The following is a 14,306-nucleotide window of genomic DNA, read 5'->3' on the forward strand; positions in this document are numbered from 1 at the left end:
GGATCAGGCCCTCCCTTCGGGATTGGTGAGGTAGCGCGCCTGGGCCAGGTCGCGGCGGGTGCGCGCCCGGCGGGCGAGCCAGTACATGAGCCCCACGCCGCCCAGGGCCAGGGCGTAGTTCAGATACTCATAGAAGATCCGCCCCTGACGGCTCAGCGGGACCAGGAGTCGGCTGAACTGGCCGCGCCCGCGCAGGGCCAGCAGGCCCCGGTCCTCCAGCGACCACTCGACCGCGTTCTGGATCAGCTCGATGGGTTTGTCATAGCGGGTCTGGGTCGCCTCGCTGGCGAGCCCGATGGCGGTGTCGGTGAGGAAACTCGCCGAGCCCAGCAGGATCAGCCGCGCCGAACTCGGGGACGACTCGATGACCCCGGAGACCACCGCCGGCTGGGCGTCCGGCTTAGCCGGTGTCGCCGCGGCCTCATCCGGTGCGTCCGCCAACGGCTGCTTGTCGTCCGCGGCGGCCAGCAGGGGCGAGGGCTGGCCGGCGAAGGCCGAGTTGAAACGCCCCTCCATCACCAGCCCCAGGACCTTGGTGCCGCGGTCCTTGCCGCGCGCGAAGCCCAGGTCCCCATGGGCCTTGAAGTCCGGCTGCATGGCGGCCGAGTCGCTGGTCCAGGCGCCGCTGGAACTCCGGATCAGGGGCGTGACGGTACGCCCCTTGGTTTTGTCCTGGTCGATCTGGATCGGGGAGGACCAGTTCATGGTGATCTGGCCCAGGTTGCTGGTGATGCCTGAGTCGGCGGCCAGTCCGCCCTCGCGCACGTCCGGGAAGTAGGGGTAGTCCAGCGTCTGGACCTCCTCCACCAGGTAGCCGCCCAGGTTGCGCTGGACCGGAATCGGGAAGGGGGTGTTCTGGGGGTCGAGCACCAGTGACTTGCCCAGGGTCAGCCCCTGGGTCGCGAGCCAATCCTCCAGCCCGGTCGCCTGGGGCCGGGCGCTGATGCCCCCGCGGCCCAGATCGACCTTGAAGGTCGCCGCGGCAACCAGCGCCGTGCCCCCCTGCATCAGGAACTGGTCGATGGCGAACTGCTGTTTCTGGTCCAGGTTCTCGGGTCCCAGGACCAGGAGCAGGTCCGCGTCCCCCGGCACCTGGCCGGACTTGAGATCCGTCTCCTGCAGGGTGAAGCCGTCGCGCAGGCGCTGCTCCAGTTGGCCATAGGCGGGCCCGCGGGCCGCCGGCATCCCGAACTCACCCCCGGCCTGGGGTGGGGTGTAGACCGCGAGCGTGCGCAGGACGCCGGGGGCGAAGCGCTTGATTCCGGCCTCGATGGTGCGTTGGAGCCCGGCCTTATCCAGTGACTCGGGCAGCGGCACGGACTCGGTCCGTCCATTGGACTCCAGGGCCAGATAGAAATAGAAGGGGGTGGGTTTGAGCAGGTCGACCACCAGCGGCTTGAAGCCATAGCGTTCCTCGATTGCGCGCGCCAGGGCCTTGTCCGCCCCCGGGTCCTGGACCTCGAAACTGAAGCGGCCATTGGACTTGGCCTGCAGCTCATTAAGCAGCGCCTCCAACTCGGTGCGCAGTGTCGGCAGCGGGTCGGGCAACTGGGCCGGGGCGGAGACGAAGGCGCGCAGTTTCACCGGCGCCTTGAGCCCGGCGAACAGGTCGCCGCCGCCCTGATAGCCGTAGAGGACCTTCTTGACGGCGCGGGTCAGGTCGTACTCGGGGTTACGCAGGCGCACGTCCAGCTCGGTCTCCCCGCGCACCTTGACCTCGATCAGGTCCTGGAAGCCCAGGTGCTCGAACTGGTCGCCGTACTTCACCACCAAATCGAAGTAGGAGTTGACCACCCCCGCCTGGTACTTGCTCGCGGTCTGGAAGGCGACCGGGTGGATGCCGTACTGCTCGCCGGCCTCGCGCTCCAGGTCCGGATGGTCCGCCGGGTCGACGAATTCGACCCGCACCCGGCCGCCGCCGGCGATCTGATATTCCTTCAGCAGGTCGCGGATCTGCGGCACCAGGGGGCCAGCAGGGGATGGGTCTGGGCGCTGAAATAGCCGCGGATCAGCAGCGGTTCCTGGAGTTGGTCGAGATAGGTCCGGGTGGCGTCCGAGATGCTGTAGACCCGGCCCTGGGTCAGGTCGGTGCGCGCCCCGTCCACGCCGTTGAGCCACAGGTTGGCCGCCAGCAGGTTGGCGACGGCCAGCCCCGTGATCAGCGTCAGGCGACGGTGACCCTCCGGCCGATCCGTGTCCGGGGCCCAGCGCAGCCGCTCCAGGCTATAGACGGTGAGCGCCAGGAAGGTGCCGACGATGCTCAGATAATAATAGAGGTCACGCAGGTCGATGACCCCGCGGGTGATGGAGTCGAAGCGCGACCCGCTGCCCAGCAGGCGCAGGACCTCGCCGCCGCGGTTGCCGAAGAGGTTGGTCAGGGCGTCGGAGCCCAGCAGATAGAACAGCGCACACACCAGCACGCTGCCGATCAGGGCCACGATCGGATTGTCGGTGCGTGACGAGACGAAGAGCCCGATCGCCAGATAGGCCGCCGCCAGCATCAGGGTCGCTACATAGGCGCCCACCACCGGACCCCAGTCGAGCGGTCCGAGCACCGCCACCGTCAGCGGCAGCGGCAGCGTGAGTGCCAGCGCGATTGCGACCAGCGTCAAGGCCGCCAGGAACTTGCCCGCCACCAGGCGCCAGGTGGGCACCGGGAGCGTCAGCAGGGTCTCGAGCGTCCCGGCGCGCCGCTCCTCGCTCCACAGGCGCATGGTGAGCGCGGCGCACAGAAAGATCAGCAGCACCGGCATCCACTCGAAGAGCGGGCGGGTGTCGGCGATATTGCGGGCGAAGAAGGCCGAGACCCAGAAGAAGACGAACAGACACACGGCCAGAAAGCTGCCGATGAAGATATAGGCGACCGGAGAGCCGAAGAAGGCGGCCAGCTCCTTGCGCGCGATTCGCAGGATGTCAGACATGGACGGCCTCCGTGGGTGCGGCGGTGCCCGTGAGGGCGGCGGAATCGGAGACGGCCCGGAACAGGGCCTCCAGGTCGCGGCGCTCCGGCTCCAGGGCGAACAGGTCCCAGCCCTGGGCCCCGACGGCGCGGGCGACCGCCGGGGCCGCGGCCCCGGCATCGGCCACCGTCAGTGCAAAGCGGTGCCGCTGCGCGTCCGAGTCGAGCAGGGTCACGCCGCTCACGCCGGGCAGCGCGCCCAGCATCGGCCGCGCCTCAACCGCGGTGCGGTCCAGGGTCACCAGGAGGCGCGGGCTGCGCCCGACGGCCGCGAGTTGGCTGTCGAGCGCCAGGCGCCCGCCGCTCATGATCAGCACCCGGGCGCAGACCGCCTCGACCTCCTGGAGGATATGGGTGGAGACGATGACGGTGGCGTCCCGGGCCAGTTCCTGGATCAGTTCGCGCATGTGCTGGATTTGGGTCGGGTCCAGGCCGTTGGTGGGCTCGTCCAGGATCAGGATCTTCGGTGAGTGCAGGATCGCCAGGGCCACCCCCAGGCGCTGGCGGTAGCCGCGCGACAGGGTTGCCACCTGGGCACTCGCCTTGGCCTCCAGGGCCGTACGCTCCACCGCCCGGCGGATGGCGGCCGGGCGCGCGTCGCTGGGAAGGGCGTGCAGGACCGCCTGGTACTCGAGCGCGTCCAGCACCGTCTGCTCCGGGTACAGGGGGCAGTTCTCCGGCAGGTAGCCGACCCGGCGCTGGACCTCGCGGCGGTGCTCGGCGATGTCCAGGCCGTCGATGCGGATGGTCCCGCCGCTCGGCTCAAGGTAGCCGGTCAGCATCTTCATGATGGTGGTCTTGCCGGCCCCGTTGTGGCCGAGCAGCCCGACGATCTCACCGTGGTCGATGTCGAAGGAGACCCCCGACACCGCCTTGAGGTCGCCGTAGCTGCGACTTAAGTTCCGAACCTCGATCATGTTGACTCCCGTGTCTGGTTCTTTTGATGGATGGCCGGGTCCGCGGGACAGACCGGCCGCGACTGTAAGGGGGCATAGCGTCAACAGCAGGGCGGGCAGGGTCAAGTGACCAAATGTTCAGGTTCCCCGCCCGGCGTCCCCCGGGTCCAGGTCGGCGCCCGTGGCGGCGGCGAAAGGATTGCGGACGCGCAATTGCCCATCCAGGACCTGGCCGTCCTGGACAAGATGACATTGGTGTCGAAAAAGTCCGTCTCGGTAGTCACCCGCGGCCCTCGTGGGCATCCAGCCGGTCGAACCGGAAGTCTGCCGGCAGCCGCCCGCGATAGGCGCGCAGCCGCTCCAACAGTTCGGCCGGGGTGGGCTTGCGTTGAACCTCGAAGCGGCGCCCGGCGGCCACGACAATCTCGATGTCGTCGCCCTCCTTGAGCGCCAGCGTGTCGATCACCGCCGCGGGTAGACGCACGGCGAGGCTGTTGCCCCATCTGGAGACGCGCATGGACCTGAATCGCGCTTGGATAGACGTGCATCAGAGTGTATATGCAGGTGCGGTCCGTGTCAGCGGGCAGTAATGCCGCCGGATGGCCGTCGACAAGTCCCCAACCCAAGCCTTCGGGCTGGCCGGAACTTGGGGAGTTGGATCTTCCCGCGTTCGGCTTACCAAGCTGGGAGTGACATCCGTCGCGGCCTGGGGGCCGCTCCTACGCCGTAGGAGCGGCCCCCAGGCCGCGACGGGTTGCCGCAAGGGCGCGTGGCCGGAGCTACGATCAAGGCCCCACGATGGCTGCCAACAGGCATTTAGACAGGATTAACAAGATTTACAAGATGTTATTCGTTTTCAATCTTGTGAATCCTGGCGAGCTTGGCGCCTTGGCGTGAGCAACTGCCGGATTTACCGTGACAGTCGCGCAGCGACGCTGTGGGAGCGGCTTCAGCCGCGACGGGCCGCGCGGGGAACGCGGCAGCGGCGTTCGGCGCGGCGCCGCATCGCGGCCGCAGTCCGCTCCCACCAGGGGCTTTCATGTTTCGGGGTGACGGACGAGCCTTCATGGCCGTCAGGTTGAGACCTCCGGCGCTGCGGCGCGGGCGGCGAGGTGCTGTTGGAACTCGCCATGGATGGGCAACCAGCCGCCGCCCGCGCGTTGCAGCAGGATCAGGCCCGCGCCGCTCCTGCTCCACCGCGAGCCGCGTCAGCCAGCGCCGGGTCTGGGCCTCGGTATAGCCCCGTTCGGGCAGGTAGTCCTTGCGCCGCAGGGCCTCGTTCAGATAGGCATCGCACACCGCGGCGTGGTGGCCCTGCACCTGGTCCGTTCCGGCCGGCGCGGGCAGGGTGGCGATGACCTGCGCGACCGTCTGGTCGCGGTACGCGAGGCCCATGGCACGGAGCCAAAAGGGGGAGGTCGCCATCTCGGCCAGCCAGCGGTCTTGCGCCATGGCCTGGCGCAGCCCGTCCAGGGCCGGGCTCGCGCCCTGCAAATAGCCCTCGATCTGTGCGTGCTCCAGCGGCAGCAGCCGGATCGCGTCCCCGTGCTGGAGTGCGCGGGGCAGCTTCCGGTACTCGGCGGTGCGGCAGGTGACGACCAGGCTGACCCCGGGGTGTTCCACGCGAAAGGCGTCGATCGCCTCGGCGCAGGCCGCCCGGTGCGCCTCGGCCACCTCGTCCAGCCCGTCGAGCAGCGGCAGCAGCCGGCCGCGGGCGAGCCAGTCGGCACCGACCCTGGCGGTAATGCCGTAGAGCCGTTGCACCTCAGCCGCGATCCATTGCCCGAGGGGCAGGCGCTTTTCGTCCCAGGACGAGAGGTACAGCAACACCGGTGCGCGCGCACTGGCGCTGGTTATGGCCGCGGCCGTCGCCGCCGGGCCGGCGCCGGCAGGGTCCGCCGACCCCGGGCCGCGCTGGGCCGCCCGCGCCCGGGTGAGCAGCGACCGGGCCAGCAAGACGACCTCGACCGACTTGCCGGCGCCGGGTTCGCCGAGGATCAGCAGTAGGCTGCCGGGACCCGCGATGAATCGCTCGGTCGGCTCATCCGCGGCCACCGGGACCGCGGGCGCCGCCCCGCGCGTCAGCTCCCGCCGCCAGGGGCGCTGGATGGCCGTGGGGTCCGACACCCGGCGGATCGCAAGCTCCGCCTTCAGGTGCAGCGTGTCCGCGATTCGATCGTTCACATGGCTGTTGACGTGGTCCAGAAGAACGGCGAAGTCATCCTCTTCCGCGGTCCGTGGCGGGGCGCCGGCGGGGGTCGCGCCGGTCCGGCGCCGACTGGACCGCTTGAACCATCGGACAGTTCCACCGACGGCGGCGGCGACCACCCCGCCAATCACGGCCAGGGTTTGGATATCGGTTCCATTGGCTTGCAGCCAGGTATGGAAGGGTCCGCTGAGCCAACTGACCACGGGCACCCCATACCAATCCCAAACGGACGGTACCCACCAGAACGCAGTGAGTATCAGTGTCAAGGCCAATACGAGCAGGGCGACGAGTATCCAGCGCGAGCGGTGCGGGTTAAACATCCGGCGAATCCTGCGGGTTGAGCGCGAAGGGATCGCGTCACCGGCGGGTGCCGGTCCGCGCTTCAGGTTTGGATAACAGTTCTCGTGCGGCCCGACGGTGAGCCTGCACTTGCCTGGCCTGTACCACTATACTTTGGACCTCAAGGCCCAGCCCACCAGGAGCCATCGCAATGGCCGACGAAATCCAACGTCTTGTCCTGCCCATCCTGCGCGACATCCAGGCGCGGCTCGGCCGCGTGGAAGGGCGCATGATCGACCTGGAACCGCGCATGACCGCACAGGAGCAACACCTGGGCGGCTTGCTGACGAGCCTCCCCGCCAGCCACGATCGGATCGACGACCTCACCCGGCGACTGGAGCGGGTCGAACGCCGCCTGGAACTTGCCGAATCGGTTTGAGCCGGTGCCGTCCTCACGCCGCGGCCGGTGGTAGGTCCCATCCGCAGGCCCCGCCGACCGCGGCGCGGGGTCGACCGGCTGAAGCCTCGACCTCCGGTGGGGCTGACCGGCCCCCTCAACCGGAGGTCGAGGCTTCAGCCGGACGGGCCCGACGACCCCACCAGGCTCACGGAATCCCCGGCGTCAGCCGATCCGGATGCTCGAGCCAGGTATCTTTTCGCATCCGATCAGTACCCCATTCCACCTTCTGTTGCATACCGACCCCAACGGGGTCGAATAGACCAGCCCAGGGCAACGCCCTGGGTTAGCGTTGTTGTTTCGGTCCAGCCCTGAAAGGGCGTGACACAACGGCGGGATTCGTTATGTCACGCCCTTTCAGGGCTGGGGTCTGTTATCCGTCATACCCAGGGCGTTGCCCTGGGCTGGTATGTCGCGCCCCTGCGGGGCTTGAGCGGCGCAAGATTGCGCGAAACAACGTACGAAGGCGTCGGGGTAATCCGCCGCTTGGAGGTGGTGGTGACGTGATGGGCCAGCGCGTAACACGGTTTGGTGCAGCCGTTATCGGGCGTGGGCGTGATCGCGACCGCGAGGTCGGCAATGGCAAGGTGGGCATCCTCTGCCAGGGGCACGAGGATGAGGTTCGGATAGGTGTCGTCGAACAGACCACGATCCTCGACCACGACGGCGGCGCGGCGCTTGCTGGGCTCCTTCGGCAAGGCGTCGCGCCAGTCCACCAAGACGATCTGCCCCGCGTCAAAGCTCACTGTGTTTCGCCGCTACTAAAAACCTATGAAAATCTCACAGGTCTGTATACGCCGTCACTGCCGCTGCCATGAAAGGGATTCAAGGTCTTACGCGACTCTTGCGTACGGATTAACGTCCAGCCGTAACGTGTCTGGACGGTCTTTGCAGGCGGTATCAGTATAGCCGAACAGCGAGTTTTCATCAACGATCTGTAGAAATAACAGTAGATTTTTATAGGTAAACAGAGATTTTAGTAAACAGTTATGAGCCCTCGCCGGAGGGAATCCCCCAGTCCGAGTAAAACTCCCGGGCCTCGGCGCAGGCCTCGACATAGGCGCCGACGGTCCGGCTTTGGGCGCGGATGCGCTCGCGCCGCAGACGCTTGGCCTCAGTCGCCGCCACCTCCCGCAGATAGGTGGACAGGCCGACGCCGCGTTCCCGCGCCGCGTCTTCCAGCGTCAACTGGGTGTCTTCGTCTAACCGAACTGAAATCGGATGGCCCATGGTCTTCCCCCAAAGCGGCTACTTCAGCATAGGACAGGCGCGCGCTACCTGCCCGTAGTGATCCCCGTCGACCGCACCGGTTCCACGCGACCACGCATTCATGGGATAACCAGCGTCAACCCCGGCGTCAGCCGATCCGGATCGGCCAGGACGTGCCGGTTGGCCTCCCGGATCGCCCGCCAGCGCGCACCATCACCATAGATACGGTTGGCGATCAGGACCAGGGTATCGGCCGGCCGCACCTGGTAGACGCTGTGTGCCTCGGCCACCTGCGCGGCGGTGAACTGGGCGCGGTGCAGGGCCTGCTGCGCCTCCCGCACCGCGCGCTTGAGTTGGGCGTCGCCGCCGGCCTCGGCCCGGGTGAGTGCGTTGCGCAGGGCGGCGGCGGCAGTGGCCGACCGTGCCTGCGCCGCCTCCAGGGTGAGGGCGCCGCCCGCGGGGGTCGGGACCAACGCACTCAGGGTCTTGAGCCGTTCGTCGAGGGCGTCGCGCTGCGTCTTCACGGCCCCCAGTTCGGCGTTCAGGCGGGTCAGGTTCCCTTCGCGTTCGAGCAATTGGGCGCTCAGGCCGGCTTGGGCCTCCTCGGCTGCGCGCAGGCGCCCCAGGAAGTCCGCCTCGTCGCGGCGCTGCTCTTGCCTGTGCTGTTCGAGTTGGCGCTCCAGGTCCGCGCCGCGCTCGGTCTGGGCCGCGGCCGCAGTGGTAAGGTCGCGTACCTGATGCGCGGTCGCCGCCAGTTGCGCGGCGGTGTCGGCGTTTTGCTCCTGTGCGCGCCTGAGTTGGGTCTCCAGGTCGGCCTTGGCCTCGCGCAGCCGGACGAGCTCGGCGCTCAGTCGGGCGGCCTCCTGGGTGCCCTCCGCCAGGCGCCGTTCCGCCTCCATGCGCGCCTGATCCGCGGACTTGCGCGCCGCCGCGGACTCCTTGAGCTTGCCCTCGATGCCGCGCATCCGCTGGGTGAGGATATCGACCTGGGTCGCCGGATCGACCGGCGGCTCGACCTGGGCCTGGACCCGCTCGGGTGCCGGGGGCGCCGTCCCCGCGGGCGCGGCGGTGCCGCCGACCGGCGCCTCATCGGCCCAGGCGTCGACCGGCACCGGGGGTGTCCCCGGCGCCAGGGCGAGCAGCACCAGCCCCAGGGTCAGGGTGCCCCAGCGCCGGGGGAGGCCCCGCCCGCCGCCCTGCGTCAGGCGGCGGGCGGGCGGGTGGTGCCCGGTGTCAGCCAACCGACGGCAGCCCGGCCAGGGCCATGGCGACCTCGGACTCGGCATAGACCAGGTCCTTGAGCTTGCCGCCCAGGTAGTCCGTGTAGGCCTGCATGTCGAAATTGCCGTGACCCGACAGCATGAAGAGGATGGTCTTGGCCTCGCCGCTCTCGCGGCACTTCTCGGCCTCCTCGATCGCCGCGCGTACCGCGTGATTGGCCTCGGGGGCCGGGATGATGCCCTCCGCCTTGGCGAACTGGAGGCCGGCGGCGAAGCACTCCAATTGGTTGTAGGAGCGCGGGGCGATATAGCCCAACTTGGCCAGGTGGCTGACCTGGGGCGCCATGCCGTGATAGCGCAGTCCGCCCGCGTGGAAGCCGGGGGGCACGAAGCTGGAGCCCAGCGTGAACATCTTGCACAGGGGGGTCAGGTGGGCGGTGTCGCCGAAGTCATAGGCGAACAGGCCCTTGGTGAGCGTCGGGCAGGCGGAGGGCTCCACCGCGATGAACTCGATGTTGCCGCCCTCGCGCAACTGCTTGCCCAGATAGGGGAAGGCCAGCCCGGCAAAGTTGCTGCCCCCGCCGGTGCAGCCGATGATCATGTCCGGGTGGGCCCCGGCCATCGCCATCTGCTCCATGGCCTCGATCCCGGTGACCGTCTGGTGCAGCAGGACGTGGTTCAGCACGCTACCGAGCGCGTACTTGGTGTCGTCGCGCTGGGCCGCCACCTCCACCGCCTCGCTGATGGCGATCCCCAGGCTGCCGGTGCTGTCCGGGTGCTCGGCCAGGATGGCGCGCCCGGAGGCCGTGGTGGTGCTGGGGCTCGCGATGCACTGGGCGCCGAAGGTCTCCATGAAGGCGCGCCGGTAGGGCTTCTGGTTGAAGCTGACCTTGACCATGTAGACGACGATCTCAAGGCCAAAGAAGGACCCGGCGAGCGCGAGCGAGGAGCCCCACTGGCCGGCGCCGGTCTCGGTGGCGATGCGCTTCACGCCCTCGATCTTGTTGTAGAAGGCCTGGGGGATGGCGGTGTTGGGCTTGTGGCTGCCGGCCGGGCTCACGCCCTCGTACTTGTAATAGATTTTAGCCGGGGTGTTGAGCGCCTTCTCCAGGCGGCGGGCGCGAAAGAGCGGGGAGGGGCGCCACTGCCGATAGACCTCGCGTACCGGCTCGGGGATCGCGATTTCGCGCTCCGTGCTCATCTCTTGCTCGATCACCGCTCGCGGGAAGATCACCGCCAACTCGTCCGCCGTGATCGGCTGCTGGGTGCCGGGGTGCAGCACCGGGTCCAGCGGGACCGGCAGGTCCGCGTTGATGTTGTACCAATGCTTGGGCAGGTGTTCTTCGTCGAGCTGGTACTTGACCGTGTCGCTCATGGTGCTCTCGGGCCTCGTGGGTGCAGGAGTCGGAGGCGGGTGCCGGTGACTCGTCGGATCTGCCCAGTTTGCCAGGTTCTTTGCGCGCGCGCTTCATGGGCTGTCCGGACGGCAGGGCTCCGTCGAGTTCACCCGTAGCCCCTTGAGCTTGTGACCGATGTTCGCAGAACTGGATTTTCGGCCCGAAATGTCTTACAACAGTCGGCATGGCCGAAATTCCTTGCCAGTCCTGCCGCCCCGCGTCGGAGTTACTCCGGCGTCTGGAGGTCCGCCTGATCCTGCCCGGGGAGCGGGACGCGTGGGATGCGCTGGTCGAGGCGCATCATTACCTGGGCCTACGCTCGTTATTCGGCAAGACCTTACGCTACGTTGCCACGCTTGATGGGTGCTGGCTGGCGCTGCTCGGCTGGCAGGCGGCGGCGCTCAAGTGCGCGGCCCGCGATGCCTGGATCGGTTGGCCGCGGGTGCTGCACTATCAACGCCTGCATCTGCTGGCCAACAACGCCCGGTTCTTGATCCTCCCCGCCACCGGGCGCGTCCCTAATCTGGCCTCGCGCATCCTGGCGCTGAACCTGCGGCGCCTGTCCGACGATTGGCTGCGCGTCCATGGTCACCGCCTGTTGCTGGCCGAGACCTTCGTCGATCCAACGCGTTTTACCGGTGCCTGTTACCGCGCCGCCAACTGGCAGGTGGTCGGCACCACGCGCGGCTTTGCGCGCTGCAACGGCCGCTATACCCCCCATGGCGAACCCAAGCAGGCACTCGTCTATCCGTTGCACCCACGCGCCCGGGCGCTGTTGTGCGCCCCCGTGCTACCCGCCCCTTGGAGCACGCCAATGCAATCCGTCACCCTGACCACGGCCCAGATGCAGGACCTGCAGCAGCGTCTGCGCGCGCTGCCCGATCGGCGCCGTCCGCGCGGTAAACGCCATCCCCAGGCCACGGTGTTGAGCATCGGCCTCGCCGCCGTACTCGCCGGCAACCGCGGCTATACCGCGCTCGCCGAGTGGGCAGCGCGCCTGACCCAGGCCCAACTCAAGCGTCTACACGCCCGCTACAATCCCCGCACCGAGCGCTTCGAGCCACCCTCCGAGCCGACCTTGCGCCGCGTCCTGCAAGCCAGCGACGTTGCCGCCATTGATGCCACCTTGAGTGACTGGCTGCTCGGCCTCGTCGCTGCCGACGATGCCGTGGCCGTCGATGGTAAGGCCCTGCGCGGGGCGGTGCGCCCCGACGGCACCCAGGTGCATCTGCTCAGCGCGTTCCTCCAAGATCAGGGCGTGACCGTGGCGCAGCGCGAGATCCCGGCCAAGACCAACGAGATCCCGGAGCTCAAACCGCTGCTCGCACCCTTGGACCTCACGGGACGGGTGGTCACCGCCGATGCGCTGCATACCCAACGCGAGACCGCGCGCTTCCTGGTCGAGGAGAAACAGGCCCACTATTTTTTCACGGTCAAAGAAAATCAGCCCACCCTCTATGCCGACCTCAGCGCCCTGACCGAGGCGCATTTCCCCCCTCTGCACCACGACCCTCGATAAGGGCCATGGGCGCCTGGAGCAGCGCCGCTTGATGGCCTCCACGGCCCTCAACGACTACGTCAACTTCCCCCACGTCGCCCAGGTCTGTCGCATCGAACGCGCCGTCACCGAACTCACGTCGGGCAAGCAACGCGACGAGACGGTGTTCGCCGTGACCAGCCTGCCACCGCAGTTGGCCGACCCGCCGCGACTCCTGCAACTCAACCGCGGCCACTGGGGCATCGAGAACCGCTCCCATTATGTCCGCGACGTCACCTTCGACGAGGATCGCTCGCGCGTGCGCGTCGGCCACGGACCGGCCATCATGGCCAGCCTGCGCAACTTCGCCATCGCCTTGGCTCGTCTGCACGGCTTTACCAATATCGCCAGCGCCCTGCGCGCCTTCGCTCACCAACCGCGCCGGGCCCTGGCCGCCATCGGCGTCTGACACCCGACGCCGCTGACGCTGACGCACGGCCGCTCCGGCGGAGGCTGGCGCTCGCCTGCGCCCGCGCACTTCCCCTTCGCGCGCCTCGCCCAACCCCGCGATCGTCTTCGCCAGATCTACCGCCCGACCGTCACCCGCGCGCTTCGCATCGCCCGAGGCCCCCGCCGCTACGTCAAGCCCCCGGACTTTGACGGGACCCTGGTCCGGACGGCTGGTGTGGCGGATGGGGGCAGGCTTACCGGCCGCCCCGGGCCGCAGTCCAAGGCTTCAGCCTCGGAGGTACAGAACCAAGGCTGAAGCCTTGGACTCCAGAGGGTGGCCGCCGGCCGGAACGCCGAGCCGGAAAGGGGTCGCGAAGTCGCCGATCAGGGACCTGGGTCAGTGCTCAGCGGTCGGCCTCGTGATGGGCGGGGAACGATTACGCTGCCCGGTCGGCCGCTCCCTCACTCGCGGCGCCCGCTGCCCTGAGCAGGTCCGGGATGTCGGCCGCGATGATCTCGATCCCTAGACGCTCGCAGAAACGCTGCTCCTTCTGGGTCGGCTCCGGGATCAGGGCCCAGCCGGGGGGCGCGGCGGCCGCGTAGATCATGTCCGACATGACCATGCGGTCGGTATCCCTCAAGAATCGCAGACCCAGGAAGGCATAGCGCCGGCCCTGCCGGTAGGTCTTGAGGAAGGAGGGGATGGCGAAACCGCCCATCAGTTCGGTAATGTAATCCACATAATCGGCGTCGGAGGCGATGTAGGTCGCGTCCGGGCGCGGGCTTCCCATGGGCTTGAAGAGGACCGGCAGGGCGGGGTCGACGGCGTCCTGCTCCAGTTCACGGTAGGTTTCGCCGTCATAGTGATCGAGGCGGAAGCGGTAGTCGGTCCCGCCGATGCGGCTGATCCCGCGCACCAGGGTGTGGGGGCGCGCGGCGTAGGAGTCCTGGAGTTGGGTGTCGCGGTTGATGTCGATCACATAGGGCGGCAGGCAGGATTGGAGCCAGTCGTGCAGGGGGGCGCGGGTCCAGGCGCGCTGTCCGTAGGTCGTGTCCAGGAAGCGATGGACGGCCTTGCGCCCACGCTTGAGTTCCACGTCCATGGCCGCCCGGGGGAATTCCCACATGAGCCGGGCAGACATGGGTTTGCCGTTGTTGAGCGCAATGATCAGGCTGTCACTGTCGGCCGGGATGGGTTCCCCGTTGGCGGGGTCGCGCACCCCGGCGAGCGCCCCGGGGCCGAGATAGGGGACGATGTCGCCGGCGGCGATGCCGCGCGCCAGTGTTTTCAGTTGTTCTGTGACCATGATCAGTCGCTCGTTGCTGCCGTTGGTCCAATACTTAAGCAAAACTGATGCCAGGTGGGGTGTTCGGCGGCCGACGATGCTAACCAGCCGATTTATTTGCGCTCATGTGCGTTCATTTGCGGCCAAATACTCTTTTTGGGTTAAAGTACTTCCCAAGCCGACGATGAGTCTGCGACGGTATCGGGGGCTGCGCCTCGCGCTGCCAGGTCCGTCCCGGATTGCCGCGCCGACAGGCCGCGGGGGGCGCGACCCTCTCAAGCGCCTTGTCGTCTTCCGGACAGGCCGGGGTGCGATCAGAACTGATGTTTTAACGCATATATCGTAGGGTACGCCGCGTACCCGCCAAGCTGCCACGACCGCCGGAGCCGGGTACGCGATGCGTACCCGACAGCTACGGGACGTTCTCACGGACGGGGCGTCGTTGTCGTTGTCGTTGTCGTTGTCGT

At 68.1% G+C, this 14,306-nt stretch carries 11 protein-coding genes and 1 pseudogene; 3 read left to right on the forward strand and 9 right to left on the reverse strand.

Annotated elements, in window-relative coordinates:
* Positions 1-3: 3 nt before the first annotated feature.
* The 4 genes and pseudogenes from THSYN_RS04195 to THSYN_RS04210 form a co-directional block, all read right to left on the reverse strand.
* A pseudogene (locus tag THSYN_RS04195) lies at positions 4-2,921 on the reverse strand (Gldg family protein).
* Positions 2,914-3,876 (reverse strand): ABC transporter ATP-binding protein, encoded by a 963-nt coding sequence (locus tag THSYN_RS04200; RefSeq protein WP_100918037.1) that lies wholly within the window; start codon positions 3,874-3,876, stop codon positions 2,914-2,916. The pseudogene THSYN_RS04195 and the gene THSYN_RS04200 overlap by 8 nt, the downstream one beginning before the upstream one ends.
* Positions 3,877-4,135: 259 nt before the next feature.
* Positions 4,136-4,372 (reverse strand): AbrB/MazE/SpoVT family DNA-binding domain-containing protein, encoded by a 237-nt coding sequence (locus THSYN_RS04205; RefSeq protein WP_100918038.1) that lies wholly within the window; start codon positions 4,370-4,372, stop codon positions 4,136-4,138.
* Positions 4,373-4,701: 329 nt separating this feature from the next.
* Positions 4,702-6,384, reverse strand: a complete 1,683-nt coding sequence (locus THSYN_RS04210) for an NACHT domain-containing protein (RefSeq protein WP_100918039.1) — start codon at positions 6,382-6,384, stop codon at positions 4,702-4,704.
* A gap of 170 nt (positions 6,385-6,554) precedes the next feature.
* On the opposite strand from THSYN_RS04210, the gene THSYN_RS04215 reads away from it, so the two are divergent.
* Positions 6,555-6,782: a hypothetical protein gene (locus THSYN_RS04215; RefSeq protein WP_100918040.1), complete on the forward strand. Its 228-nt coding sequence runs from the start codon at positions 6,555-6,557 to the stop codon at positions 6,780-6,782.
* 398 nt (positions 6,783-7,180) lie between these two features.
* Here THSYN_RS04215 and THSYN_RS04220 read toward each other — a convergent pair whose 3' ends face one another.
* From THSYN_RS04220 to THSYN_RS04235, 4 genes are all read right to left on the reverse strand, one after another.
* Positions 7,181-7,546, reverse strand: coding sequence for a type II toxin-antitoxin system PemK/MazF family toxin (locus THSYN_RS04220; RefSeq protein ID WP_100918041.1), 366 nt, complete (start codon positions 7,544-7,546; stop codon positions 7,181-7,183).
* A gap of 241 nt (positions 7,547-7,787) precedes the next feature.
* Positions 7,788-8,030: a type II toxin-antitoxin system CcdA family antitoxin gene (locus tag THSYN_RS04225; protein ID WP_157817445.1), complete on the reverse strand. Its 243-nt coding sequence runs from the start codon at positions 8,028-8,030 to the stop codon at positions 7,788-7,790.
* A gap of 98 nt (positions 8,031-8,128) precedes the next feature.
* Positions 8,129-9,250 carry a LysM peptidoglycan-binding domain-containing protein gene (locus THSYN_RS04230; RefSeq protein ID WP_157817446.1) on the reverse strand — a complete coding sequence of 374 codons (1,122 nt, stop codon included), beginning with the start codon at positions 9,248-9,250 and terminating at the stop codon, positions 8,129-8,131.
* Positions 9,243-10,604, reverse strand: a complete 1,362-nt coding sequence (locus THSYN_RS04235; protein ID WP_100918044.1) for a TrpB-like pyridoxal phosphate-dependent enzyme — start codon at positions 10,602-10,604, stop codon at positions 9,243-9,245. The genes THSYN_RS04230 and THSYN_RS04235 overlap by 8 nt, the downstream gene beginning before the upstream one ends.
* 206 nt (positions 10,605-10,810) lie before the next feature.
* Here THSYN_RS04235 and THSYN_RS04240 point away from each other — a divergent pair, with 206 nt between their 5' ends.
* Both THSYN_RS04240 and THSYN_RS36550 read left to right on the forward strand, forming a co-directional pair.
* Positions 10,811-12,145 carry an ISAs1 family transposase gene (locus tag THSYN_RS04240; RefSeq protein WP_216644545.1) on the forward strand — a complete coding sequence of 445 codons (1,335 nt, stop codon included), beginning with the start codon at positions 10,811-10,813 and terminating at the stop codon, positions 12,143-12,145.
* A gap of 31 nt (positions 12,146-12,176) precedes the next feature.
* The gene (locus tag THSYN_RS36550; protein WP_100917962.1) at positions 12,177-12,572 is read left to right on the forward strand and encodes a hypothetical protein; all 396 of its coding nucleotides are present in this window, start codon (positions 12,177-12,179) and stop codon (positions 12,570-12,572) included.
* Positions 12,573-12,990: 418 nt separating this feature from the next.
* Here THSYN_RS36550 and THSYN_RS04250 read toward each other — a convergent pair whose 3' ends face one another.
* The gene (locus THSYN_RS04250) at positions 12,991-13,860 is read right to left on the reverse strand and encodes an SIR2 family protein (RefSeq protein ID WP_100922292.1); all 870 of its coding nucleotides are present in this window, start codon (positions 13,858-13,860) and stop codon (positions 12,991-12,993) included.
* Between the last annotated feature and the right edge of the window lie 446 nt (positions 13,861-14,306).

Source organism: Candidatus Thiodictyon syntrophicum, from assembly GCF_002813775.1.
Taxonomy (GTDB): domain Bacteria; phylum Pseudomonadota; class Gammaproteobacteria; order Chromatiales; family Chromatiaceae; genus Thiodictyon; species Thiodictyon syntrophicum.